Source organism: Candidatus Magnetominusculus dajiuhuensis, from assembly GCF_046044395.1.
Taxonomy (GTDB): Bacteria; Nitrospirota; Thermodesulfovibrionia; order Thermodesulfovibrionales; family Magnetobacteriaceae; genus Magnetominusculus; species Magnetominusculus dajiuhuensis.
In genome coordinates this window covers 24,627-50,143 of sequence record NZ_JBJUSG010000003.1, presented here as the reverse complement: position 1 = coordinate 50,143, position 25,517 = coordinate 24,627, and the positions used below count along the sequence as shown (strand labels likewise).

20 protein-coding genes are annotated in these 25,517 nt (G+C 47.6%); 13 read left to right on the top strand and 7 right to left on the bottom strand.

Annotation, left to right across the window (positions count from 1 at the left end):
- Positions 1-2 precede the first annotated feature (2 nt).
- Together AB7D94_RS00950 and AB7D94_RS00945 are read left to right on the top strand one after the other, a co-directional pair.
- A complete protein-coding gene (locus tag AB7D94_RS00950; RefSeq protein ID WP_420263768.1) occupies positions 3-215 on the top strand; it encodes a hypothetical protein in 213 nt (70 codons plus the stop codon).
- On the top strand, positions 212-733 hold the full coding sequence (locus AB7D94_RS00945; RefSeq protein WP_420263767.1) for a hypothetical protein: 522 nt from the start codon (positions 212-214) through the stop codon (positions 731-733). The genes AB7D94_RS00950 and AB7D94_RS00945 overlap by 4 nt, the downstream gene beginning before the upstream one ends.
- Positions 734-1,192: 459 nt before the next feature.
- On the opposite strand, the gene AB7D94_RS00940 is transcribed toward AB7D94_RS00945, so the two are convergent.
- The 5 genes from AB7D94_RS00940 to mdh form a co-directional block, all read right to left on the bottom strand.
- Positions 1,193-1,759, bottom strand: coding sequence for a VOC family protein (locus tag AB7D94_RS00940; RefSeq protein ID WP_420263766.1), 567 nt, complete (start codon positions 1,757-1,759; stop codon positions 1,193-1,195).
- A gap of 261 nt (positions 1,760-2,020) precedes the next feature.
- The gene (locus AB7D94_RS00935) at positions 2,021-2,215 is read right to left on the bottom strand and encodes a hypothetical protein (RefSeq protein WP_420263764.1); all 195 of its coding nucleotides are present in this window, start codon (positions 2,213-2,215) and stop codon (positions 2,021-2,023) included.
- 174 nt (positions 2,216-2,389) lie between these two features.
- The gene (locus AB7D94_RS00930; protein ID WP_420263763.1) at positions 2,390-3,316 is read right to left on the bottom strand and encodes a histone deacetylase family protein; all 927 of its coding nucleotides are present in this window, start codon (positions 3,314-3,316) and stop codon (positions 2,390-2,392) included.
- A 34-nt stretch (positions 3,317-3,350) separates the two neighbouring features.
- On the bottom strand, positions 3,351-3,767 hold the full coding sequence (ndk, locus tag AB7D94_RS00925; RefSeq protein ID WP_420263762.1) for a nucleoside-diphosphate kinase: 417 nt from the start codon (positions 3,765-3,767) through the stop codon (positions 3,351-3,353).
- A 184-nt stretch (positions 3,768-3,951) separates the two neighbouring features.
- Positions 3,952-4,881: a malate dehydrogenase gene (gene mdh / locus AB7D94_RS00920; protein ID WP_420263761.1), complete on the bottom strand. Its 930-nt coding sequence runs from the start codon at positions 4,879-4,881 to the stop codon at positions 3,952-3,954.
- Positions 4,882-5,054: 173 nt separating this feature from the next.
- On the opposite strand from mdh, the gene AB7D94_RS00915 reads away from it, so the two are divergent.
- The 7 genes from AB7D94_RS00915 to AB7D94_RS00885 all read left to right on the top strand — a co-directional run bounded on the left by AB7D94_RS00915 (position 5,055) and on the right by AB7D94_RS00885 (position 17,443).
- Positions 5,055-5,597 carry an NADH peroxidase gene (locus AB7D94_RS00915; protein ID WP_420263760.1) on the top strand — a complete coding sequence of 181 codons (543 nt, stop codon included), beginning with the start codon at positions 5,055-5,057 and terminating at the stop codon, positions 5,595-5,597.
- Between the two features lie 106 nt (positions 5,598-5,703).
- A complete protein-coding gene (locus tag AB7D94_RS00910) occupies positions 5,704-7,602 on the top strand; it encodes a DUF294 nucleotidyltransferase-like domain-containing protein (protein WP_420263759.1) in 1,899 nt (632 codons plus the stop codon).
- A complete protein-coding gene (locus tag AB7D94_RS00905; RefSeq protein WP_420263758.1) occupies positions 7,596-8,282 on the top strand; it encodes a 3'-5' exonuclease in 687 nt (228 codons plus the stop codon). Before AB7D94_RS00910 ends, AB7D94_RS00905 begins: the two co-directional genes overlap by 7 nt.
- Positions 8,283-8,336: 54 nt before the next feature.
- Positions 8,337-8,645: a DUF485 domain-containing protein gene (locus AB7D94_RS00900; protein ID WP_420263757.1), complete on the top strand. Its 309-nt coding sequence runs from the start codon at positions 8,337-8,339 to the stop codon at positions 8,643-8,645.
- A 3-nt stretch (positions 8,646-8,648) separates the two neighbouring features.
- Positions 8,649-10,346: a sodium:solute symporter family transporter gene (locus AB7D94_RS00895; protein WP_420263756.1), complete on the top strand. Its 1,698-nt coding sequence runs from the start codon at positions 8,649-8,651 to the stop codon at positions 10,344-10,346.
- Between the two features lie 188 nt (positions 10,347-10,534).
- Positions 10,535-12,652, top strand: a complete 2,118-nt coding sequence (locus AB7D94_RS00890; protein ID WP_420263755.1) for a PAS domain-containing protein — start codon at positions 10,535-10,537, stop codon at positions 12,650-12,652.
- 180 nt (positions 12,653-12,832) lie between these two features.
- The gene (locus tag AB7D94_RS00885; protein WP_420263753.1) at positions 12,833-17,443 is read left to right on the top strand and encodes a PAS domain S-box protein; all 4,611 of its coding nucleotides are present in this window, start codon (positions 12,833-12,835) and stop codon (positions 17,441-17,443) included.
- A 374-nt stretch (positions 17,444-17,817) separates the two neighbouring features.
- On the opposite strand, the gene AB7D94_RS00880 is transcribed toward AB7D94_RS00885, so the two are convergent.
- Both AB7D94_RS00880 and AB7D94_RS00875 read right to left on the bottom strand, forming a co-directional pair.
- A complete protein-coding gene (locus tag AB7D94_RS00880) occupies positions 17,818-19,398 on the bottom strand; it encodes a hypothetical protein (RefSeq protein ID WP_420263752.1) in 1,581 nt (526 codons plus the stop codon).
- 28 nt (positions 19,399-19,426) lie between these two features.
- Positions 19,427-19,819, bottom strand: coding sequence for a HEAT repeat domain-containing protein (locus AB7D94_RS00875; RefSeq protein WP_420263750.1), 393 nt, complete (start codon positions 19,817-19,819; stop codon positions 19,427-19,429).
- Between the two features lie 219 nt (positions 19,820-20,038).
- On the opposite strand from AB7D94_RS00875, the gene AB7D94_RS00870 reads away from it, so the two are divergent.
- Genes AB7D94_RS00870 through AB7D94_RS00855 form a run of 4 tightly spaced genes read left to right on the top strand, consistent with a single transcriptional unit; the run spans position 20,039 to position 25,498 of the window.
- Positions 20,039-20,545 (top strand): flavin reductase family protein, encoded by a 507-nt coding sequence (locus tag AB7D94_RS00870; protein ID WP_420263749.1) that lies wholly within the window; start codon positions 20,039-20,041, stop codon positions 20,543-20,545.
- Between the two features lie 15 nt (positions 20,546-20,560).
- Positions 20,561-22,882, top strand: coding sequence for an acetate/propionate family kinase (locus AB7D94_RS00865; protein ID WP_420263748.1), 2,322 nt, complete (start codon positions 20,561-20,563; stop codon positions 22,880-22,882).
- A 25-nt stretch (positions 22,883-22,907) separates the two neighbouring features.
- Entirely contained in the window at positions 22,908-24,299 is a 1,392-nt protein-coding gene (locus tag AB7D94_RS00860) for a CCA tRNA nucleotidyltransferase (protein WP_420263747.1), read from the top strand.
- Positions 24,299-25,498, top strand: a complete 1,200-nt coding sequence (locus AB7D94_RS00855) for a DUF401 family protein (protein WP_420263746.1) — start codon at positions 24,299-24,301, stop codon at positions 25,496-25,498. Before AB7D94_RS00860 ends, AB7D94_RS00855 begins: the two co-directional genes overlap by 1 nt.
- The last annotated feature ends 19 nt before the right edge of the window (positions 25,499-25,517 follow it).

The following is a 25,517-nucleotide window of genomic DNA, read 5'->3' as shown; positions in this document are numbered from 1 at the left end:
GTATGAAGACAGAAAAGGCCGAGCAAATGAGAATCAGGTACAAGTACAGGACGATGATTATGAAGGGCAAGGTGTGGATTCACTACAAGGGGGCGGCACGGCTGATAGGTCCTGACTGCGCCTTTCACTTATACTCAACCATTAGGAGCGGCGGTGATGATACAAATCAAAAGGAATCAAAAATACATGACTTTAATCCCGGGGAAACAGTGTGACGACTGATAAACTGACGCCTGATGAGGATTTGCTGCCGCTATGTGAAGAGCTTATGCGGTCTGAGATAACTACCATAAAAGACCTTCCGCGTGAGTTTGCAAATACGCTGGCTAATGAATACTACCGGTTTTTGGTCCTCGCAGCGCCGCACATAAAGCATCAGCTGGTAGGCAGGATAACGCTTTCGATGATAAAAGAATACCTGTTAAATGAAACCCTGGAGTTCGGCGTTGTGGATGCAGTGACCAAATCTAACCCTGAATCTGAACTTGCCCGGGCGCTGGCGGGCGTTGAGGCCATAGCCCAGTGCATAGAAGTACTGCGCGGCATTGATAAAAATAAAGACCCTATACAGTACCGCAGCACAATAGAATTAATCATTGATCACTTGAAATACGACATACGGGATGCCGGAGGCAAGCTGCTCATAAAGCGCCTTTTTGAGCGCGCGGTAAAGAAATCTAAAAAGCAGGTAAAAGAACAAATCCCTGACCTTATAGATTATATAGACATATGACGGCGTTGGTGCTTTAATTCTAAAATGCGGAGTAAGCGTAATCGTTTTGTATAGTTTTGGCCTTACCTATATTTAGGAAATATGCTGCTTTACAGGCTGTCAGAAGGGGGAAGCGTTTTAACGTGGGCATGTCATGACGAAAATTGAGCTATGATAGGCAGAAAGCCCACGAAGCGGACATATGAAATGCTGTGTTTTCACTTTATGGGCGTGTCTACTGACGGGGAATTAGAATAACATATAGAAAGTTTGCAAAAAATCTGATAAATAGCTGAGGGGTATTTTTTTCTCCGCAGCTATCATGGCGAGAGCTATGTTCGATTAACGGCATTGCTGACAATGCCTTAAATCATCGACATCGCCCGTTAGGTTACTCAAAATCCTGAGACCCCCCTCACCGCCGCAAATTGTTTCGCTCAGCAATTATCATACCGGACAGTATTGGATGTGTCCCTAATTTCATTCCCATGGCAGGGCATCCTCACCACTGACAATGACGCTCAGCTCACCGTGGAAAACCTTACGTTCACTCAGTGAAGTCGGTTTTTTCAATTCCGGCCAAAATGACTGGGGGTTGCGACCTTGAAGCGTTACTGCGCTGGGTGTGGAATCAACTATGTGGAGGTCTTGCGACATATCCACCCCTGGCACCCTGTAGCAGAGTTCCACAGATATACCATTAGGGTCGTTAGTGAATATGGAGTGGATAAAACCATTGTCTATGACTTCCGACACCCAAATGTCGGCGGCATCAAGCCTGTCTTTTAACAACCATAGAATGTCCGCGGTCTCTACTTCAAGACATACGTGATCGAATGAGGTGCACTCCTCACCCGGAGAACCTGCCTCTTTCTCTTTACACGAGTTGACGTTTTGCCACTCGAAAAAAGCTATCAGGCAACTTTCAGAAATCTGAAAAAAATATTGTCTATTGCCACGTTTCGACACACCGCCGACGAGTTTCAGCTCCAGCAAATCCCGCCAGAAACGAATCGTTCTGTCCATGTCTGAAGTCACTAGTGCCAAGTGGTTGATATCTTTATATTTTATCATATTGACAAGACCATGCTCTTTAATTATACATCATTGTGCAGAGATTGTTCCACCGTCCCGGTACCGGAAGCCCCTTTAATATGCAGGGTCCCTCCAACCTGAGAAACGCGTTCTTTCATTCCTAATTATTCCTAATGACTTATAATGCGGACGCCTTTATCAGGAAGATTTTGCCTTAATTGGGATGTGTCACTATTGTTTCCCAATCCTTATTTTTGATGAGTTGAAATTATCTCAACTCTTACGACTGCGATGGTTTGGAGTGCCTTGCTTTTCGGAAAACTTCTTGACTATACATCCTCCTTCGTACACAACCAGCGGGGTATTCGTTTTCCCGGCAATCTTTTTCGCTTTGACAGCCGCACGCCACAGCGCAATCTCTGCCTTAGCAAGATCAACATCCTGAACCTGTATTTTTCCTTTATTCAATCTTTTTCTCCTTCATCGAAAGGAGCGCGAAAAGTGTCAGGTGCGACACAGCTTCACCCGTTCGTCCATTCCTTTTCCTATTGCCCATCTTTCGGTACATAACGCTATACAGCGTACATGTGCACATAAGCCAAAAACCAGACAGATACTTACTTCATTCATCGTATTTTGGTATCACTCAAAGTTCAGCAGCTCCTCCATCGTTATCAGGACAGACGCGGCAAGGGCCTCAAGGCTATAGCCCCCCTCAAGGGTGAAGATTACAGGAATCCCCCTCTTGGCGCTTAGTATGCCTTCCACTATGTCTTTGATACCGGCGTTAGTGACATTCAGGCCAGCAAGCGGGTCACTGCGGTGGATATCATACCCGGCTGAGACAAGGATTATATCGGGTGAGAATTTAGCAACCTGCTCGTGGAGCTTTACGTGATACGCCTCGTGCATTTCAGTGTCGCCTGAACCAGCGCGCAGCGGGATATTATAATTAAACCCCATGCCCTTCCCTACTCCTACCTCAGCCGCCCCACCCGTCCCCGGATAGTGGGGATACTGGTGTGTGCTGAAATAAAACACCGTGTCATCGTCATAAAACATGTGTTGAGTGCCATTTCCATGGTGGACGTCAAAATCTACTATAAACACCTTCTTATACCCAACTTTTTGGGCAAACCGCGCCCCAATAGCCACATTATTGAAGATGCAAAACCCCATCCCCCTGTCTTCCTCGGCATGGTGTCCCGGCGGTCTGACGGCACAAAATGCTCGCTCAAGTTCGCCATCCCTACATTTCTTTATAGCCGTAATAATCGCCCCGGCCGCATAGACCGCCGCCTCGTACGTGTTTTCAGACATAAAGGTATCAGGGTCAAGATAACCCCTCTTCATACGCTGTACCTGCTGAATATATTCGTCGGCATGTACTGCCCTGATTGCCTCGTATGAGGCCTGCTCAGGCGCTATCTTAATCAACGACGGCCACATCTTCGATACCTGCAAATCCGCCGTTATCGCCCTTAACCGGTCGCTGCACTCAGGATGAGATTCGGGCATCTCATGTTTCAGATATACATCGCTGTATAGAAAACCTGTTTTTTTAGCCATAACACCCCTCCATTGGATTTCTTAAAGTTTTACTTTAAAAAAATATCTCAAGCGAAGAGAAGAAATATGAAATCTCAAAGGCTGCCGATTCAGGGGAATCCGAGCCGTGAACGATATTATGCTCAATGTCTGAGGCAAAGTCCGCCCTTATTGTCCCCGGTGCGGCGTCCTTAAAGTTCGTCGCCCCCATGAGTTCTCTCACTTTTTCTATGGCCTTGTTGCCTGTTATGGCCATCGCCACAATCGGCCCTTCGGACATAAAGGTCGTCAGGCTGTCAAAAAACGGCCTTGTCTTATGAACCGCGTAAAATCCTTCGGCCTCTTTTTTCGTCAGATGCAGCATCTTGAGGGCGGCGACTGTCAGCCCCTGCCTCTCGAATCTGCTGATTACCTCGCCTATAAGATTCTTTTTCACTCCGTCTGGTTTCACTATTGAGAAAGTCCTTTCCATGTGTTTTACCTCCTTTAAAATTATTAAATATATTGCCTATACAGTTAGCTCCGTTAACCAAAAACTGGATTCCTGCCTTCGCAGGAATGACACGTCTATGTGTTCATTTGCCCTGCCTTGTCTGTCATTCCTGCGAAAGCAGGAATCCAGAGAACCCTATATCGGAGTTAACTGCATAGGCAATTTAAATATCTAGTGTCTTGACAAGGCCAGACACGGCACCCGCTGACTTAACAAATGCCTCCCGTTCCTTATCGTCTAGTTTCAGTTCAATGATTCTCTCAACCCCGCCCGCCCCCAAAATGGCCGGGACGCCGACAAAAAGTCCTTCTATCCCATATTGCCCTGTCAGGTAACACGCGGCGGGAAGCGGCCTTTTTTCGTCAAACAGTATGGCCTTGACCATCTGAAACGTGGCCGCCGCAGGGGCATAGTATGCGCTTCCGGTCTTCAGGAGGGAGACTATCTCCGCCCCGCCCCCTCTGGTGCGCTCTACAAGGGCCTCGATTTTGTCCTCTGGTATGAGTTTGGTAACCGGCACGCCGTTAACGGTCGTGAATCGCGGCATTGGGACCATCTGGTCGCCATGCCCGCCCAGTATAACTGAATTTACAGCGCCGGGGGAGACATTCAGCTCCCACGCGACAAACGTACTAAAGCGTGCCGCGTCAAGCACACCGCCCATTCCCATCACCCTGTGATGAGCAAACCCCGTTGTCTTATACAGCAGATGCGCCATCACGTCCATCGGATTGGTAACGGCTATGATAACCGCGTCGGGGCTGCCACCGGCAATCCCGCGCCCGACGGCACTGACAATCCCGGCATTCGTCCTGAGTAAATCGTCTCTGGACATGCCGGGCTTTCTGGCAATCCCCGCGGTTACAACAATCACGTCAGACCCTGCCGTGTCGGCGTAGTTGTTTGTGCCTATAACTGAAGCGGCGGAATTCCATATCGAACATGCCTGAGAGAGGTCAAGTGCCTTGCCCTGGGGCATCCCCTCAACAACATCAAAAAGCACAACGTCTGAAATCCCGGCAAGCGCGAGCAACTGTGCCGTTGATGCCCCGACATGGCCCGCGCCAATTATGCTTACCTTTTTCCTTTTCATTTGATACCTCTTAATTGTTTATCATGCCTGTAAAATGTTTCTGTCCTCAACCGGCATTATTATAATCAAACCGGCGGCAATAAGCAAAGCCCGATTAATTAATGTTTACATTTCTATTGATTAAAACAGGCACAATCGTCTATAATCAACGCCACTATAAGGAGGTATAGCTCATGAAGAAATTTATATGTACCGTGTGTGGTTATGTGCACGAAGGGACGGCGGCGCCTGATAAGTGTCCGCAATGTGGGTCCCCTGCTGAGAAATTCATCGAAAAGAGCGACGGTGCCCTACAGTGGGCAGACGAGCACAGAATAGGGGTAGCCAAGGGCGTGGACAATGAGATTTTGGAAGGTTTAAGGGCCAACTTTATGGGAGAGTGTACCGAGGTGGGCATGTACCTTGCCATGAGCCGACAGGCCGACAGGGAGGGTTTTCCAGAGGTTGCCGAGGCCTACAAAAGGATAGCCATTGAAGAGGCTGAGCACGCGGCTAAATTTGCGGAACTCCTCGGCGAGGTGCTCACAGCAAGCACCAAAGATAATCTGAAGGCGCGTGTTGACGCGGAAAACGGCGCGTGTAAGGGTAAAAAAGACCTTGCCACAAAGGCCAAACAGCTCAATCTCGACGCCATCCATGACACAGTACACGAAATGTGTAAAGACGAAGCGCGCCATGGACAGGTTTTTGAGGGATTGCTAAAGAGATACTTTTAGTACAAATCGCTTTTTTATTACAATTGGGTATGGGTGAAGTGGGTATGGGTGGCGTGGGTATGGGTGGCGTGGAGCAAGTTAGGGCAATCTTTCTGTCTGAGTCTGTATGATTTTAGACGATATAGTCCTGTTTTTGCGGAAGGTTCCACCCTTTCAGTTTCTGAGCGACAGGGCGCTCACCAGCGCTATTAGGGGCATAGCGTCAGAGTTCTACCCTAAGGGCGCGGTAATCACTCAGAAAGACGGCCCCGGCGAGGCCTATCTGTTCGTCATAAGAAAAGGCGGGGCAAAACACTCTCTGGATTACGAAGGACAAGAGGTGTTGATTGACTACAAGGGCGAAGGTGATGTCATCGGTTACCATTCTCTTTTTGGTGAAGACGTGCCCTGGACTGATGTTAAGGCCGTAGATGACACCATATGCTATCTGCTGAGAAAGGACCAGATAAAGAAACTCATTGACACTGACGACGAGGCAAGAAACCTGTTCTCGAAGTCTTTTCTGCATCCCGTTGCCAACGATGCCGTGATGGAACTCCAATACAAGCATTTCACTTACAGTTGCGGCGATAAAATCCTCTTTAACACCCGCGTGGGGGCGGTGGCAAAGAGAAATCTCTCAACCGCCCCGCACGGCATATCCATAAGAGAGGCAGCCCGCATTATGACAGAACGCCATACCGGCTCACTAATCTTTCTCGACGCCGGTGGTGCCCCTGTTGGAATCGTCACCGACAGCGACATGCGCGATAAGGTTGTCGCCCGTGGCAAGGATGTAAACGAGCCGGTTAACACAGTTATGAGCCATTCCCTCAAAAGCGTGGACGCGGATGAGTACTGCTATGAGGCGGTGTTGAGCATGGTCAAAAATAACGTCCACCATCTCTTAGTAATGAAAGAAAAGCGCCTCTGGGGCATACTTACAAACCATGATTTAATGCTTTTGCAGGGCACCTCGCCGCTTGCCATCGTAAAGGACATAGAGGCGCAGTCGTCTGTCAACGGGCTTATCCCCGTCTCAGGCAAGATAAATGGCGTCTATAATATGCTGCTTAGTGACGGGGCAAGGGCTGGCAATGTCCTTAGAATCATCACCGAGATAAACGACAGGCTCGTAAGGAAGGTAATAACGCTCATTGAAAAAGAGCTTGGCCCTCCTCCGGTTGCCTATGTGTGGCTTGGATTTGGAAGTGAGGGCAGGAAAGAGCAGACATTTAAGACAGACCAGGACAATGCAATTATCTACGGCGACCCGGTAAACGAGGCAGAGGCGCGTGAGGCTCAGGACTATTTCTCCAGATTTTCGGCATTAGTGCGCGACGCCCTGTTTAAGGTCGGCTTCCCGCCCTGCCCTGCCAACTACATGGCGTCTAATCCCATGTGGCGCCAACCGCTGAAATCGTGGAAGAGGTACGCCGCTAACTGGACTGCCACACCCACGCCAGAGGCCGTCCTCAATGCCGTAACCCTCTTCGACTTCAGGGCAATCTGTGGTGAAGATGGCCTCGCAGACGCCTTCAGAGTACACCTTCAGTCCCACATAGCGGACAACAGACTGCTGATTGGCAAGGCGGCAAGCCTGGCCATAAAAAATGCCCCGCCCATCGGCTTTCTCAAGACCTTTGTCGTTGAAAAAAGCGGCGAACACAAGGACATGCTCAATCTGAAGGTCAAGGGAGTGTCGCCAATAGTTGACCTTGTCAGACTGTTTGCCCTTGAAAAAGGAGTAGGCTCAACTCCCACGCTTAAACGCATAGAGGAGCTTGCGGATAAGCACAGCATAGTAAAACAATATGCCGAGGAGCTTATCCACGCCTTTGAGTTTATAATGCTCCTGAGAATCCAGCACCAGTACGAAAAGATAAGAAACGCCCTGCCGCCTGATAATTTTATCAGACCGGACAGACTAACAAATCTTCAGAAGAGAACTGTAAAGGAGGCATTTCAGATAATATCAAAGATTCAGGGCATGGTCATAGAGCGGTACAGGGAGATGATATGGTAGCGTTCATAGACAGACTCTTCAACAACCGCGGGACGCGCCGTAACGCCACAATTGAATCGCTTGACGCAGTATCGCTTGACCTGGAACTTACCGGCCTTGACTACAAACGAGACGCTATTGTCTCCATAGGGGCAGTGAAAATGTCAGGCGGCAGGATTCTCCTCACAGACACCTTTTACAGGCTTGTCAATCCCAAAATCCCCCTTTGCGGCCCAAGCGTTACTATTCACGGCATCACGCCGTCAGATGTTCAGGCCTCAGAGGGCATAGAGGCGGTGCTGCAGGAGTTAATAGACTTCTGTGGGGATGGCGTTATCATCGGGCACTGCGTGGAGATTGATTTGGCCTTTTTGGGCAGGGAAACCAAAAGACTCACCGGACGGCCGTTCAGAAACAAATCCATAGACACGCTGGCCGTCTATAAATGGCTTTCAGACAGACATTACCACTCAGATAGTATTTCTTTGGAAACAAACCCTTCACTTTATGAAATCGCTAAACATTTTGCCATACCCACGTCAGTCAGCCATAACGCCATAATGGACGCCTACATAACGGCCCAGCTTTTTCAGCGCTTTATTGCCGCCCTGGCCTGCTGCGGCGTAGAGCGAATTGGCGACTTGCTGAGGATTGGCAATCAAGGAGGTGCCATAAAATCAGGAGAATTCAGTAATTTCTAATTAGTACTACAGGCCAGCCCTGTATGCCGTAAAAATACAAAAGGAGGATTATATATGTCAACAAACAAAGCAGTCTTTAACTTTAAGGACGACAAAGATTTCATAAAGCTCTCAGGACAGAAATCCGCAGTGTCCATAGTTCTGACCATACTTGAACTATTCTTCTACTTCGGATTCATCGGCCTGATAGCCTTTAACAAGCCCTTTCTGTCATCCATGCTCACAGAGCGTGTTCCCATAGGGATTCCCATAGCCGTGGGCGTCATAGTGATGTCGTGCGTATTGACCGGTATTTACGTTTACTGGGCAAATAACACCTACGACACGCTGGTAAAAAAAGTAAGAGATAAGGTGGAGGGATAAGCAATGGCTCAGTCAATCATAGGACAGGTACATCCTGTTTCCATAGCGTTTTTCTTTGTGTTTGTGCTATCTACGCTGTGTATCACATATTGGGCGGCGAAGCGCACGAGGACGACGAAGGAGTTTTATGCGGCGGGAAGGAGCATCACCGGGTTTCAGAACGGCCTGGCGCTGGCGGGGGACTATATGAGCGCCGCCTCGTTTTTGGGAATCGCCGGACTGGTCTCGACAAAAGGTTACGACGGCCTCATCTATTCAGTTGGATGGCTCGTGGGCTGGCCAATAGTAATGTTTCTGATAGCCGAACCCCTTCGCAACCTCGGCAAATATACCTTTGCCGATGTAGTTGCCTACCGGCTCAAGCGTATGCCTATCAGGACATCGGCTGCCGCGGGGTCGCTCATTACGGTGCTCTTTTATCTGATTGCCCAGATGGTTGGGGCAGGCACGCTGATAAAGCTGATGTTTGGGCTTCCTTATGAGTGGGCCATACTAATAGTGGGATGCCTGATGATAGCCTATGTCCTTTTTGGCGGTATGCTGGCCACCACATGGGTTCAAATAATAAAGGCGGTACTGTTGCTTGGGGGCGCTACGATACTGGTAATACTTACGCTGTCAAAGTTTGGGTTTAATTACGGGGAGCTTTTTGGCAGTGCGTCCAAAATGTACGGGCCTGAGTTTCTGCAACCCGGCGGACTTATTACAAGCCCCGTAGACGCGTTTTCTCTGGGACTTGCGCTAATGTTTGGCACTGCCGGCCTTCCTCATATACTCATGAGGTTTTATACTGTACCTGACGCTAAGCAGGCAAGAAAATCGGTCTTCTACGCCACCGGCTTCATCGGGTATTTTTATATCCTCACGGTGACGATAGGGTTTGGTGCCGCGGTGCTGGTTGGAAAGAAGGTTATAATGGCCATAGACAAGGGCGGCAACATGGCGGCCCCTCTGCTGGCTGAGGCACTTGGCGGGCATGTGTTTCTCGGATTTTTGGCCGCTGTGGCGTTTGCCACAATACTTGCCGTAGTGGCGGGCTTAACACTGGCCGGGGCATCGGCGCTGTCTCACGACCTCTATGTGGGCGTAATAAAACGGGGGCAGGCCAACGAAAAGGACGAGGTGAGGGTTGCCAAAATGGCCACAATCGGGCTTGGCGTATCTGCCATGCTCCTGGGCATACTGTTTAAGGGGCAAAATGTGGCCTTCATGGTAGGGCTTGCCTTTGCTGTGGCAGCCAGCGCCAATTTCCCCGCCCTTGTCATGTCTATAATGTGGAAGAAATTCTCTACTAAGGGCGCTGTTGCCAGCATATGGACGGGTCTTATTCTGGCAGTTGGACTTATTATCATAAGCCCGACGGTGTGGGTTGATGTATTCCACGTAAAGGAAAAGGCCGCCATAGAAAAGCAGATAAGCGAGGCCGAGACACAGTCAAAGGCTAAGGTGGAAGAGTTAGAAAAGGCTGCCGCCGACCCTAAGGCGGTAACTGATGAGAAGGCCGCCTTTGCCGCAAAGAAAAAGGAGCTGACAGCTCAAATGCCACAGGCCATATTTCCCCTCAAAAACCCCGGACTCATATCCATGGGCGCCGCCTTCTTAATAGGCATTCTGGTGTCGCTGATGAGCAGTGAGCCAGAGGCGCAGGAGAAATTCGAAAAGGAAAAACTTCGGGCATATATTGGTATTGGCGCGGAGTAAAGGATTAAAAACGAAGGGGGGTAACCCCCCTTCACCCCATAATCTCGCCCACGTTTTATCTACTTAATTTGGGCTGCCGCCCGTTGGCGGCCTCGGCACTCCGGCTGGAGGCTATATGATCTGATCATGATTGTGTTACAATATTTTCATAAGAAGGTAGTTTTTTTAGTCAGGAGGCAGGAAGAGGCGTGGATGCTGAAATCCCTTGGCATGAGGTAAAATGGGCGGCAGGCATCATGTGCGTGGTGCTTATTCTCATCTCCTCGTGGATAATGATACTTAGGCGGCAGGTGGCCTGGCGCACGTCTGAACTGCTGAAAGAAAAAATAGCGCTGGAGAGATCAGAGAGATTATTTTCATCATATATGGATGGCATCAACGCCTATGTTTATATTAAAGACAAGGATAGCAATTATACCTTTATCAATAAAATGACGGAAGAATTGTTTAATGTAACCAGGGCGGAATTAGGAAACCGGAGATATACGGACTACGATTTCTTTGATAATAAGATGGCGCAACAGCTTCGTGCCAATGACAGGCATATTATGGATACCGGCAATGTGATGGAGTTTGAGGAAGTAGGATACCCAAAGGGATTACATGAAACGGGATGCAAATATTATCTGGCATTAAAGTTTCCCCTGAAGGATGAGAGAGATAATATTGCTGGTGTGTGCGGCTTCTCTTATGATATTACAAAACAAAAGGCGATGGAAGAGGAACTAAAAAACAGTAAGTCAGACCTTGATTTAGCGCAGTCAATCGCCCACATTGGCAGTTGGCGCGTGGTTTTTTCAGACGATGGGGACAAGTGGAGCGGGTCAGATGAACTGTACAATATCTATGGACATCCACGCAATATGAAACTCACAATGCAGACGGGCATTGACAGTATGCACCCAAAAGACAAGGCGTCTGTCATGAAATCGTGGTCTGCTGCAATGAACGGTGGAGGTCCGGGTGAATGGGAACACCGCATCATTGTGGATGGCCAGATAAAATGGGTATATGTAAGGGTTCAATTCCTGTTTGACAATGAAGGCAGGGCGAAGGAGGCCGTTGGAATCCTGCAGGATGTCACTGAACGCAAGCTCGTGGAGGAAGAGTTAAACGGGGTCAGCGAACAACTCTTTAAAATCATGGAAAGCACAAGGGATGTCATCGCTATGATGGACACAGAGTACCGGTATGTGATGTTTAATACCGCCTTCCACGATGAGTTCAAGCGCATATTTGGCGTGGATCTCAACAAAGGCGACTCGATGAGACAAGCGCTTGCAGACCTTCCGGATGATCTTGCCAATGCGATGGACTTCTGGGGCCGCGCCCTTGGCGGTGAGGATTTCACGGTTACACAACAATTTGGAGACACAAAGCTGGACAGAAGTTGGTACGAGCTTCATTTCAGTCCAGTCCGGGATACTGAGGGCAAGGTAATGGGCGCGGTGCATGTTGTTCGTAACGTCACAAGGCGTAAACGCATGGAAGAGGAACTGAGGAGGTTAAATATCGAACTTGAAAGTGCAGTAGTGGAAGAAACCCAGAAAAGGCGGCAACATGAGCAGATGCTGATTCAGCAATCAAAAATGGCGGCGATGGGTGAAATGATAAGCATGATATCCCATCAATGGAGGCAGCCTCTAAACGCCATAGGCATGACGGTACAAGACATAAACGAGGCTTATAATTTCGGAGAACTCAATGCGGATTATATAAAAAATACTGTTGATACAACCATGAATCAAGTACATTTTATGTCAAAGACGATAGATGATTTCAAGGACTTTTTCAAACCGTCAAAGGCAAAGGTAAAGTTCAATGTAAAAACTACAATTGAGGAACTGCTCTCAATGTTTGAACAGATGTTTAAGAAAAGCGATGTAGATATTTCTATTAGAACAGGGCAAGATACAATACTTATTACAGATGGGTACCCAAATGAGTTTAAACATGTGATACTCAATATTATTAATAATGCAAAAGACGCCATTACTTCAAAAAGAGATGATGGTGAAATGATACAGGGGCGGATTGATATTAATATCATCAATAATACAGAAATAGACAAGATAATAATTTCAATAAAAGACAACGGCGGCGGCATACCGGAGCACATAATAAATAATATCTTTGACCCCTACTATACAACAAAGGGGGAAAAAGGCACGGGGATTGGACTATATATGTCAAAAACAATCATCGAGACAAATATGGGCGGTAGTCTTGAGGTCAGCAATGTAGATGGCGGGGCGGAGTTCGTGATAACGTTGGGTGCGGGGCATCCTTCGACAGGCTCAGGATGATTCGATATAAGGTACTTGAACAGATATAAGTTACTTGAACAATCGAATCATCCACAATCGAATCATCCTGAGCCTGTCGAAGGATGCTCTTTTTATTTTGCAATTCCCCATCAATATGTGGTAGAATTTATTTGTCAGCATCCATCAGAACGTACATTCAATTAAAGGCGGGGTTTCTTTGTGAAAGACGACGATAAGGCGAAAGACAAACTTATAGAAGAGCTACAAGCAAGGGTGGGAGAGCTTGAGGCGTCTCAGGATAAATTAGTCTTAGAGCATAGGCTTCAGGACGAAGTAATGTCCAATATGGCTGAGGGCGTCGTTCTTATCAGGGCCGACGATGGAATAATCCTTTATTGCAACCAGAAGTTTGAGCAGATGTTTGCCTATGATGCCGGCGAGTTAATCGGCAGGAATATCTCCGTAGTCAACGCCCCCACCGATAAAACTCCCGAAGAGGTGGCAAATGAAATAATAGAATCATTAAATAACAAAAATTCATGGCATGGCGAAGTGCATAATATCAAAAAGACAGGCGAGCATTTTTGGTGTTCTGCAACCGTTTCGACTTTTGAGGATACGCACCACGGCACGGTGTGGATATCAATACACACCGACATTACCCGGACTAAAGAGGCGCAGGAAGAGTTGAACAGATTTTTTAACCTTTCAATAAGTATGTTATGTACCGCCGATATTAATGGATATTTTAGAATGCTTAGTCCATCGTTTGAAAAAACGCTTGGATATACGGCTGAAGAGCTTAGATCGAAACCATATCTGGAATTTGTACATCCCGACGACATAGAATCAACATTGGACGCAATCAAACAATTGTCTGAGGGCAATCAGGTCATGCGGTTTGAAAACAGATATTTATGTAAAGACGGCTCGTATAAGCGTCTGATGTGGATGTCGAATCCTGTCCCGGAAGAAGGCATAACCTATTGCTCCGTGTATGACGTCACCGAACAAAGGGCAATGCAGGAACAATTAAAACAGGAATTAGCACTTCAATCCTCAATCGCCAAGGTGACAGAAGCCCTGTTAAATCCAGCATTTAATAAATACGACATTTCAAAAGTCGTACACGGTGAGTCGTTAATACTTACCGAAAGTGAACACGGCTACGTGTCGTTGATAGACGAAAATGAAGACAACGTCGCCATTAATCTTACAGAGATGATGGCTAATAACTGCACGGTTGTACAAGAGCGGCGAACGGCCCGATTTCCTAAAGGCCCCGATGGTTATAACGCCCTGTGGGGGCACTCATTAAACACCGGAGAGAGTTTCTTCACCAACACGCCAAAAGGGCATCAGTCCTATAAGAATTGTACTCCACCCGGGCATGTTGATATTAGGAATTTCTTATCCGTTGCCGTAAAATCGGGAAACAAGATAGTCGGTCAAATAGCGCTGGCAAATTCCACGAGGGATTATACAGACAGAGACGTATATGTCATCGAGCGGTTGGCGGCGATATATGCGGTTGCGATAGAGAGAAAGGAATTAGAAGACAAACTTAGAGAGAGTGAGCAAAGATTCAGGATTATCTTTGAGAAAGCGCCGATTGGGGCTGCCATTACAGAGGCAGATTCCGGCAATTTTGTTCAGGTTAATGAGGAGTACTGCGATATTATCGGTTATACTTGTGAGGAGCTGACTTGCCGCACACATCAGGAAGTCACGCATCCCGATGATATTCAGCGGCAATTGGAAGGGTTAGAACGTTTGTACAGAGGCGATATATCAGTTTTTAGCATGGAGAAACGATATATTCACAAGAGTAATAGAATTACATGGGTAACCATTACAAGTATCCCATTGGAAATGCGATCAAATCAACCAAAACTTAATCTTGCCATAGTTGAGGATATAACAGAGAAGAAAGAGATGGAAGCCGCGCTGAAAGAAAAGGAACTTGACGTAATAGAGGCACAGGCTAAGGCTCACTTTGGCACATTTATTTATGACCCGGTAAGCCAGCAATCGAAATGGTCATTAGAACTGTACAATATATGGGGTGTAGATCCCAAACAAGGCCCACTGCTCTACCCCGATCTCAAAAACTATATCCACCCCGACGACTGGCAGCGCTTTGACGATGTGGTAGGGGAAGCGGTGCAACTACGTAAACCTTATGAGTTAGATATACGCATTTGCCGTCCTGATAAATCTGAAATAATCGCTAACATTATAGGGGAACCTTTGTTGGACGCTGACGGCAATGTAGTGAAATTGAGAGGATCAACTCAGGACATTACCGAGCGAAAGAAGGCAGAGGAGGAATTGAGAGAATACAAAAATCAACTTGAGCGTATGGTTGTAAAACGCACTGAGGAATTGACAGAGGCAGAGGAACGCTTTCGCACCGCATTTGAGTTCAGCACAGTAGGGGCGGCAATAACATCACCAGAAAAGGGCTGGATAGAAGTTAACGACAAAGTGACCAAAATGTTTGGCTATTCCAAGGACGAGTTACGCGGTATGACATGGGCTGAAATAACTCATCCCGACGATATTGAGCCAGACGTGACGCAGTTTAACCGTGTCCTTGCCGGGGAAATAAACGGCTATAATTTGGAAAAAAGATTTATTCACAAGGACGGTGCGATTATCCACACGATGCTCTTTGTCAATTGCAAGCGCCGCGCAGACGGTAGCGTTGATTACTGCATAGCCATGATTGAGGACATCACCGAAAATAAGCGCATGGAAGAAGAACTCCGTGCCGAGCGCGACAAGCTCAAATCAATAATGGATACAATGGAAGACGGTGTGTATATAACAACCAAAGAACATGAAATATATTTTATCAATAGAGCGCTGATGCGCGACTTTGGAGAAGTGAAAGGACGTAAATGCCATGAGTATTTCCACGATAAGAGCGAGCCATGCGCGTGGTGTAAAAATGAAGAGGTATTTTCTGGTAAAAGCGTTACGTGGCAATGGCACTCATTAAAGAATAACAGGACATATTCGCTGTTTGACACTCCATTAAGAAACAGTGATGGGACGATATATAAATTCGAGATATTTCATGATATTACAGATATTAAAAACGCTCAGGCTATGATTCAAAGGGAACTTGATTTTCAGACGGCTGTCGCGGAGGTCTCCGCGGCGCTGCTGTCTCCTGATAAGACCATATACGATATTGCCGCGATAGTCCATCAAAAATCTATGCGGCTCACAGAAAGTTTGCACGGTTATGTGTCCGAGGTTGACCCCATTACAGAAGAGGATGTCGGGCATATTTTCAGTGATATGGCAAATCAGGAGATATGCAGGGTGGATACGAAGCGCACCCGTTTGGCTTTCCCCAAAGGTAAGAATGGTTATAACGCAATGTGGGGACATTCGTTAAACACAAAAGAAGGATTTTACACAAATAATCCTCAGACACACTTGTCTTATAAAGGAGTAATTCCACAAGGACACGTTCCAATAAAGAGGTTTCTCTCTGTACCCGCGGTGATAGGAAATACACTTATAGGACAGATTGCCCTGGCAAATGCCGAAAGAGATTACAACGACGATGATTTAAATGTTATAAAACGCCTTGCCTCGATTTACGCCCTGGCTGTTGAGCGTAAAAGAATGGAAGAGGATTTGAAACAATCATATGATTATAACAAACGGCTTCTCGATGCCCTGGATAATGTCGGCACGTGCGTTTTTATCAAAGATATGGATTTACGATATGTTTACGCGAATCGTCTTGCACTGGAAGTCACCAACAGTACAATGGAAGAGTTGCTTGGTTGCACTGATTCAAAATTCTTCACCGCTGAGGCGGCTGAGGAACTTTCGCGCAATGATAGACGTGTAATTGAGAATAATGAAATAGTTGAAATAGAAGAATATCTCATACTGAAAAATAGTGGGGAAAAAACAATTTATTTGGCCATAAAGCGCCCTCTTTATGACGCTGAGGGGAAAATATATGGGCTGTGCGGTGTTTCCACCGACATCACAGAGCGTAAAATAATGGAAGAACGGTTGAAAAGATTAAATGACCATCTTATGGAGTTGGTAGCTGAAGAAACACAGAAGAGGCAGCAGCAGGAGCAAATGCTTATACAACAATCCAAGATGGCGGCCATGGGTGAGATGATAGGGTTGATAGCGCATCAGTGGAGGCAGCCCCTAAATGCCATAGGTATGGTGGTGCAGGACATTAAAGAGGCCTATAACTACGGAGAACTCAACGAGAAGTATATTCAGGAGACCGTTGATACAACCATGAATCAAGTGTATTTTATGTCAAAAACGATAGAAGACTTCAAGGACTTTTTCAAGCCGTCAAAGAAAAAAGTTCGATTCGATATAAAAACTACCATACAGGAACTTCTCTCAATGTTTGAACAGATGTTTAAGAAAAGCGATGTGGATATTTCCATGATAACTTCTCAAGATACAATACTTGTTACAGAAGGATACCCCAATGAGTTTAAACAGGTGATACTGAATATTATTAATAACGCAAAAGACGCCATTACTTCAAAAAGAGACGCTGGAGATACGATACAGGGGCGGATTGATATTAATATAATTAATAATACAGAAGGAAATAAGATAATAATCTCGATAAAAGACAATGGTGGCGGCATACCAGAGCATATAATGGACAAAATCTTTGACCCCTACTATACGACAAAGGGGGAAAAGGGCACTGGGATTGGACTATATATGTCAAAAACAATCATTGAGACAAACATGGGCGGCAGCCTTGAGGTCAGCAATGTAGATGGCGGGGCGGAGTTTGTGATAGAATTAGGGACATAAGTACTAAGGCGTACATTAGTAAGGTGACATTGCCTACTGCTAAATCGCAATGAATTTACCTTAGTCTGTCATTCCGGCTTGTCCGGAATCTTATTTGCCTTGAGGATGCGTAGAAACGGATTCCGGACAAGCCGGAATGACGACAAGTCAACCATGAATGAAAGGCCATTTTGTGCGAGAGCATGTCCTCATACTTACGTACCCATTAATAAGTAAACCGTCATGCCTATAAAATGTCTCTGCCGCTTAACCGCCTTTGTTATATGTGCGCGTTGTGTGACATTGCCGATGATTATGTTATAAGAATGATTATTACTCATTTGGATGCAACCAGGTATTAGATAACAAGGACAATCCCCCTCTGCAGGATGTGGCTATTGCCCTATCGTAGTCAGGTTTTGGAGGATAGAGTCAAGTCTGTTCTTTATTTCAGCGTATTTCATGTGGTTGTCCTCGGGGGTGTAGACGCCCATAGCCTTTTCGAATGCGTATGCGGCCTTGTTGAGATTTTCCTTTTTATTTTGCATATTTGACAGGGCATGGCAGGCAATTCCAAGATTATACTGTGTTTGGGCATATTTAAACGGGAACTGATTTGCGGTTTCGATTTTCAACGCCTTTTCGTATGAGCGTACTGCCTTCATGAGATTTTCCTCTTTGTCGCACACCTCAGACAAGGCAAGGAAGGCGTTTCCCATGTTGCTTTGTGTATAGAAGTACTCTAATTCCTCTGGCGAGAATATTTTGAGCGCCTCTTTAAACGCATAGACAGCCAGTTTAAGATTCCCCTCTGTTTCTTGTTTTTCTGACAGGAGCGTATAGGCATTGCCAAGGTTGTTCATCGTCATGGCGTAGTCTTTCGGAAAGTCTTCGGGGGTGTATATTTTGAGGGCGTCTTTAAATGCCGCTACGGCCTTCATCATATATACTTCACTGCCACCACTGTCAGTTAATGCCCCAAAGGTGTTTCCCATGCAGTTTTTTAGGACTGCGTATTCAATCGGATATTCGACCGGGGTGCGAACCTTTAGGGCCTCTTCGTAGGCGGCGACGGCCTTTATCAGGGTTTCGGCCTTGTTGTCAGTTACCTCTGATAAGTCGTCATAGATGCCGGCAAGGTGGTCTTGTGCTATGGCATATTGGACAGGGTCTTTGTCCATGTCAATTAACCGTATGGATGCCTCGGTGAAGTCGGCTGCTTTTGTCAGGTTCTCTTTTTTGTCTCTGAGCGCGGAGAGTTCCCAAAGGACGAGGCCTATGTTGTGGTTAATCTCGGCACAGGCACGAGGGTACTTATCGAACGTCCCGCTTCTTATAGCCTCTTCATAGGCCGCTGCGGCTTTTGACAGATTTTCCTCTTTGTTGCTGAGCGGCGACAACTCCCAGTAGGCAAGGCCAAGGCTGTTTTGCACTGTGCCGTATTTCACGGGGTTATTTTCCATGTTATAAATCTTTAATACATGCTCATAGGCGTTGATTGCCTTTTGAATGTTTACCTGTTCGTCTCTCAGTTCCGACAGCGCCCACAGGGCGTTTCCTATATCAAACCATATCATGGCATACTCGTCGGACGGCATTTCTTCATTTGGCACTGTTGCCACCGTGCCTCCGGCATATACCGACAGTGCCTCTTCATATGAGTCTATGGCCAGGATTAGATTCTTCTCGTTATCTGCCTCCTCGGCAAGCCTTCTGTAGCTGATTCCAATACGATGATTTACCTGGGCGTAGAGCAACGGGTTACTCTTTTTGTTTATCTGTTCCAGGACGTTCTGATGCCCCTGCAGCGCCTTTGAGGAGGAGCGCTCCTCAAATAGCCTGCCGGCATTTTCGACGATCTCATCAAAGGCCTCTTTCTTTTCCTTCCTCTTCAGATATACATATATGATGGCTGCCGCGGCGGCAAACACCACCAGTGCCGCTATGACAAACAACGGTTGAGATATTCTATCCACGCCTATGCCCCTTAATCATTTAGTTACCTCATGCCTCCCTTTGTTCTATCGCCGCGATTGAGTCAATGGCCGTTTCGACTATGTCCGGTATTTCGTCGTTTAACAGGCACTGCAACTGCGGTATATGTCTTTTTACGCCTATTATGCCAAGGCCATAGGCCGAGTCACCTCTGATAAGTGTAGTCTCCGATTTCAAAAGTGGCGCTATAGAATCGGCAATCTCCCCAAGATGGACAAAGTTCATCCCGGCCAAGGACTCAAGAAGGGCTATAGCCCCAATGCGCACACGCATTCGCTCGTCGCCCATCAGCCGGAGCACCGCCGGATAGACCTCCGGCTCATATTTGAACATATCAATGATGTTGTCCAAAAACCCCTTCTCCATATAATCCGCTATCATGTCGTAAAGATTTTGTTCCATTGCGTTTCAGCCGGCAGACATCTCCTCTTGTGGTATTGTACAGTATTTCACCTGAAAGTGTCATGGTAGTAATAGATAATTGAGGATAATTTTTTTCACACGTTTGGGCTTACGGCACACCCGCCCCACCCTCTTCTTTACAAACTCAGCAGGCGATAAATTTATTGCTTAGGTATGTTATATTAAACAGTTGATAACAAATGCAATAAGGAGATATTTATGTCAGATGAGTTCATTGAGGCAGACCCTGAGGAGCTGCCGGATAATCCCTTTAAGGCCATTGGCAGCCAGTGGATGCTCGTTACGGCCGGCACTGCGGAGTCTTTTAACACGATGACGGCAAGCTGGGGTGGGTTTGGCGTCATGTGGGCAAAAAAGATTTGCACCTGTGTCGTGCGCCCTACCCGCCATACGTATGGCTTTATGGAAAAATCCCCCATGTTCAGTCTCTCTTTCTTTGCGGAGGAGTACAAGAAAACGCTCCTTTTCTGCGGCACGCACTCAGGCAGAGACACAGACAAGATGGCCGGGACTGGCCTTACCCCCATTGCTGGCGACGAGACGGTATATTTTAAGGAGGCTCGCCTCGTGTTTCTGTGCAGAAAGATATATACCCACGACATAGACCCAGGCCGTTTCATTGACCCGGCAATAGAGGCCAACTACCCGCTGAAGGATTATCACAGGATGTATGTGGGTGAGATAGTTAAATGTATTACTAAATAGAAGGAGTGTGGCGAAATGGATACAAAGGCGTTTCTTATGGCGAGTCATTATTTTTCAGACCTTACGGATAGTGAACTTAATGAGCTACTTGCGGTCTCAACGGTTGCTGACTACTCCTCAGGACAAAAGATAATATCGCGAGGGCAGCCGGGCAGGTTTCTCTATATCATCATAGAAGGCAGGGGCGAGGTGATTTTTATGGACTCCATGGGCGGTAAATTATTCACCGCCACATTAAAATCAGGCGATGTATTTGGTGAGATGTCCATTATCACGGGTGAGCCTGAGGTGGCCGATGTTATTGCCGTTGCATCCACACGCTGTATCGCCCTTGACCGCGATATATTATCTCAGGTGATTGTGGCAAACACAGCGGCCATCGCTAAAATGGCCGCGCTGATTAATAAAAGAATGCTTCAAAAGGCTCAGAATGAGGCCATTATCGCCCTATACAAGGCGTCAAGACAGGAAAACCCCGACCCCTATGATTTAAACTTCTCATCCGTGCTTAAACCGGCAAAGATTCTGGTTATTAACTGCGGCAGCTCTTCATTAAAATACTCGCTCTTTGACACGTCTAATCCCGTCCCCCTTATGGAGGGCCTTATAGAGAAAATCGGCACAAGCGCGTCATACCACAAGATAAAATCACAAAAATCAGAGGTGAAAAGAGAAGTTGAAGTCCATGATTTCCCTAAGGCCTTCGCTGACATGGAGGCCGCCCTGACCGACACTTCAATGGGCGCTATCGCCGCCTTTGACGAAATAGACGCCATAGGGCACAGGGTAGTGCATGGCGGGGATAAGTTTAAGAACTCGGCGGTGATAACTGACGATGTCATTGAGGGCATCAGGCAGTGTATCCCCCTTGCACCGCTTCACAATCCCTATAACCTTGCCGGAGTTGAGGCGATGCGGCAACTCCTGCCGCACAAGGGCGCGGTAGCGGTTTTTGACACGGCCTTTCATCAGAACATGCCTGAGAGCGCGTTCTTATACGCCATCTCCCGCGATATTGGGGAAAAATACCACATAGGTGAAAACATCCGCCGTTACGGGTTTCACGGTACGAACCACAATTACGTCTCATTGATGGCGGCGGCATATCTTAAGCGCAGCGTGCGGGAACTGAGAATCATATCATGCCATCTTGGCAACGGGGACTCCATATGCGCCATAGACCACGGCACGAGTGTTGACACGAGCATGGGGATGACCCCTTTGGAGGGCCTTGTCATGGGCACGCGAAGCGGCGATATTGACGCAGGAGTACTGATTTATCTGTTAAACGCCGGGCTCGGCGTCAAGGACATTGATAACTTGCTGAACAAGGAAAGTGGGCTTAAAGGTCTCACAGGACTTAGTAACGATATGAGAGAAATACTTGACGCCGCCGACGCCGGTAACGCCAGGGCAAAGACCGCGGTGTCATTGTTTTGCTACCGGCTAAAAAAATACATTGCCGCGTATGCGGCTGTGTTGGGCGGTATTGACGCGCTGATATTCACGGCTGGAATCGGCGAAAACTCGGCGGCGATTCGCGGCAGGGTATGCCACGGCCTTGACAATATTGGCCTTATCATCTCAAAAGAGGCAAACGAGAGGGCAAAGGTTAAGAGGGGCCATATTGAGGAAATCTCCGCTGAAGGCGCACCAGTTAAAATCCTTGTCGTAGCCGCTGACGAAGAACGAATGATTGCCAGAGAGACCCTCCATGCCCTGGCCCTGCGACAGACAACACCCACCCCGAAAACAACAAGACAGATTCCAGTTTATGTTACAGGCTGCCATGTCCACTTATGCGAAGCAGACTTCACCGCGCTTTTTGGCGAGGGAAAGACACTTACAAAGAAACACCAGCTCAGGCAGCCGCAGTCGTTTATCGCCGAAGAGACACTTAGTTTGGCAGGCCCTATGGGCACAATAAAAGACGTCAGGATAGTTGCCCCGTTCAAAAGAGAGACGCAGGTGGAGATAAGCCGCACGGAGGAGTTTAAACTCGGCATAAACGCCCCTGTAAGGCTCTCCGGCGACCTTGACGGCGCGGCCTCTGTTACGATTGTTGGGCCTGTCGGCACAGTAAAAGTTGACAACGGTGCCATCTGCCCCCGGAGACATTGCCACATGAGCCCCGAAGACGCCCTTTCGTACGGTATCAGAGACCATGACGTCATAAGTGTGGCCATCTCAGACACCATACTCAGTGATGTCTTTGTCAGGGTAGGCCCTGACTATACGCTTGAGCTGCATCTTGATACCGATGAGGCTGCCTTGGCCGGGTTGACGGACAGCTCAACAGCCCGCATAGCGGCAATCCAGTCAAGGGCGTTCATATAGAAGGACAAACTCCCCGGTTGCAGCGGTGACTAATAAGATACCCTATATTGACATCCTGATGAGGCACCTTGGCTCATGCCGCGAGGCTTATTTGGTGGGCGGTACGGTCAGGGATTTCATCCTGAACCGGAAGATACGGGACTACGATTTTGTCCTTGGCGACAGTCCTTTTTCTAATGCGAAACGCTTTGCCGACGCCATAAACGGGGCATATGTGGTGCTGCATGAGAGATTTCCAACCGCAAGGGTCGTAAAAGGGGACTGCATATTTGATTTTACTTCCCTAAGGGGAGGAAGCATCAGGAGCGACCTCAGCAGCCGTGATTTTACGGTCAATGCCCTTGCCGTTTCGATTTTTGATCCCACGCATACCGTAATTGATGTAACTGGCGGACTGGCCGATATTGATAACAAAATAATCAGGATGGTTTCAAGGGATAATCTGGCCGAAGACCCTGTCAGGCTGTTGAGGGCCTTCAGGGTGGCGGCAGAGCTAGGCTTTACCATCGAACACGATACACTTACCTCAATTTCTGACCTCAGGGGGCTGATTTCAGTGGCTGCCGCCGAACGTCTGTGGGCAGAGCTTAAGATGCTCCTGAGCACCGGCCACTGCACAGAAATTATAAAATCAGCGTGTGAGACCGGCCTTCTTTTGGTGCTGCTGCCAGAGCTTGAACCACTCAGGGGCCTGAAACAAAACCGCTTTCATCACCTCGACGTGTTTGACCACACGATGGCCGCATATGAGGCTGCCGACGAGATAATTAACAATCCATTGCAGACTCCCGGCAACCTTGATGCGTGGCTGGCAATGTCACCACACAAAGGTGCCCTCATAAAACTCTCCATACTGCTTCACGACGCAGGGAAATATCCAACGCGGCGGCTCTCAGCAGATGGAGATTGCACGTTTCATCGCCACGAACACGAAGGCACGGGGATTGCCGCCGAGGTATTGAGCAGATTTAAGGCCTCCGCAAAAGAGACCGAATTCGTAACCATGCTCGTAAAGCACCACATGAGGATTTTGGCGTTCAAACAAGCTGGGCACCACGTCCTTGCCTCAATGAAAAAACCTCTCATCAGGCTTTTAAACGCCGTTGGAGACAATATCTACGCCCTTGTTATCGTGTGGGCGGCGGACGCAAGCGCAAAGCCCCAAGGCCATGAAGATACCCTAATCATATGCGGGGACATTCTGGATTTTTACGAGTGTGAATACCTTCCCCGAAAGACCGCCCCGCGGTTTATCACAGGCAGGGATTTAATAGAGACTTTTGGCCTTGCTCCGTCGCCATTGTTTAGCGTTATCCTTAGCGCTATCGAATTAAAAACCCTTGAGGGGGTGATAGACTCAAAGGACAAGGCCGCCTCACTGGTTGAGGAGTTCCTTCGTGCAAAGGGGATGAGCTGATGTTTGACATAATCGGGATAACCGCGGTGTTTGTGGTGATGATAGTGCTTCTTAGGATGAAATGGCACGTCGGCTATGTGTTGACCGCCGCCTCCTCAATCATTTTTGCCATATATCTGATGAGACCGGCCGCCATAGCCGCGACTGTTTACTCTGCCATAGTGTCTCAGAAAACACTTGAGCTTACTGTTGCCCTGGCGTTTATCAGGATGCTTGAGATGATTCTAAGAGAGAACAACATACTCAACGTGATGACCCAGGCGGTAAAGGGCGTGTTACGAAACAAGAAATGCGTACTCATCTCTATGCCCCTGTTAATCGGGATGTTGCCGTCAATAGGTGGGGCGTATTTTTCCTGTCCGATGGTGGATGACTCAGCAAGGGGGCTTGATTTAACTCAGGAGGATAAGGCCTTTACCAACTATTGGTACAGACATCCATGGGAGTCCATCCTGCCGCTTTATCCGGGCCTCATACTGGCCACGCTGATTACCCATGTCGGGATGAGGGAGATGGTTGTCTTAAACCTCAGCTATGCCGTGGCCATGATGGCAATAGGCCTGTTGTTTTGCATGAAGGGCGTAAGGGGTCAATTTCCTAAAGTCGAGAACCGGTCATACAGGGCGCTACTGAGTTTTATGCCCTTTGTTATATTGCTTGTGCTGGTTATCGTATTCGGCGTAAAGCTGCACTATGCCCTGGTTGCGATGGTCTTCATGCTGATGATTTATTTCCGGTACAGTTTTACGAAGATGTTGGAGGTATTGCGCTATGGGTTTAACAGGGAGGTAGTACTGTTGATTTTGGGGGTGATGCTGTTTCTTACCACCCTTGACAGGTCAGGCGCCGTGGTGAATATCAATAATTATTTCATAGCCCGCCATATACCGCTTATGCCGATACTGTTCGTGCTGCCGTTTGTGACGGGGATACTGACGGGGTTTACGCTGGCCTTTGTGGGGAGTGCCTTTCCGCTGTTTATGAGCCTGCCGGGGCTTGACGCGCATTCGTTTTCATTTGCCTTTGCGGCCGGTTACGCGGGTGTGCTGTTGTCGCCGGTGCACGTATGCCTGATTCTGACGAGGTACTATTTTAAGGCGGACGTATGGGGGCTGTATAAAAAAATAATCCCGGCAGTCCTGCTTTATCTTATCGTACCGGTGCTGGAATATGTTATCTTCAGACACTTGCACCCTTGACAAGCCCAACCATAATTGT

Bases quoted from the DNA above. Each gene is read 5' to 3' on its own strand.
- AB7D94_RS00915 (WP_420263760.1), top strand. From the start codon at position 5,055: ATGAAGAAATTTATATGTACCGTGTGTGGTTATGTGCACGAAGGGACG.
- AB7D94_RS00900 (WP_420263757.1), top strand. From the start codon at position 8,337: ATGTCAACAAACAAAGCAGTCTTTAACTTTAAGGACGACAAAGATTTC.
- AB7D94_RS00875 (WP_420263750.1), bottom strand. From the start codon at position 19,819: ATGGAACAAAATCTTTACGACATGATAGCGGATTATATGGAGAAGGGG.
- AB7D94_RS00865 (WP_420263748.1), top strand. From the start codon at position 20,561: ATGGATACAAAGGCGTTTCTTATGGCGAGTCATTATTTTTCAGACCTT.
- AB7D94_RS00905 (WP_420263758.1), top strand. From the start codon at position 7,596: ATGGTAGCGTTCATAGACAGACTCTTCAACAACCGCGGGACGCGCCGT.
- AB7D94_RS00870 (WP_420263749.1), top strand. From the start codon at position 20,039: ATGTCAGATGAGTTCATTGAGGCAGACCCTGAGGAGCTGCCGGATAAT.
- mdh (WP_420263761.1), bottom strand. From the start codon at position 4,881: ATGAAAAGGAAAAAGGTAAGCATAATTGGCGCGGGCCATGTCGGGGCA.
- AB7D94_RS00895 (WP_420263756.1), top strand. From the start codon at position 8,649: ATGGCTCAGTCAATCATAGGACAGGTACATCCTGTTTCCATAGCGTTT.
- AB7D94_RS00855 (WP_420263746.1), top strand. From the start codon at position 24,299: ATGTTTGACATAATCGGGATAACCGCGGTGTTTGTGGTGATGATAGTG.
- AB7D94_RS00930 (WP_420263763.1), bottom strand. From the start codon at position 3,316: ATGGCTAAAAAAACAGGTTTTCTATACAGCGATGTATATCTGAAACAT.
- AB7D94_RS00910 (WP_420263759.1), top strand. From the start codon at position 5,704: ATGATTTTAGACGATATAGTCCTGTTTTTGCGGAAGGTTCCACCCTTT.
- ndk (WP_420263762.1), bottom strand. From the start codon at position 3,767: ATGGAAAGGACTTTCTCAATAGTGAAACCAGACGGAGTGAAAAAGAAT.
- AB7D94_RS00950 (WP_420263768.1), top strand. From the start codon at position 3: ATGAAGACAGAAAAGGCCGAGCAAATGAGAATCAGGTACAAGTACAGG.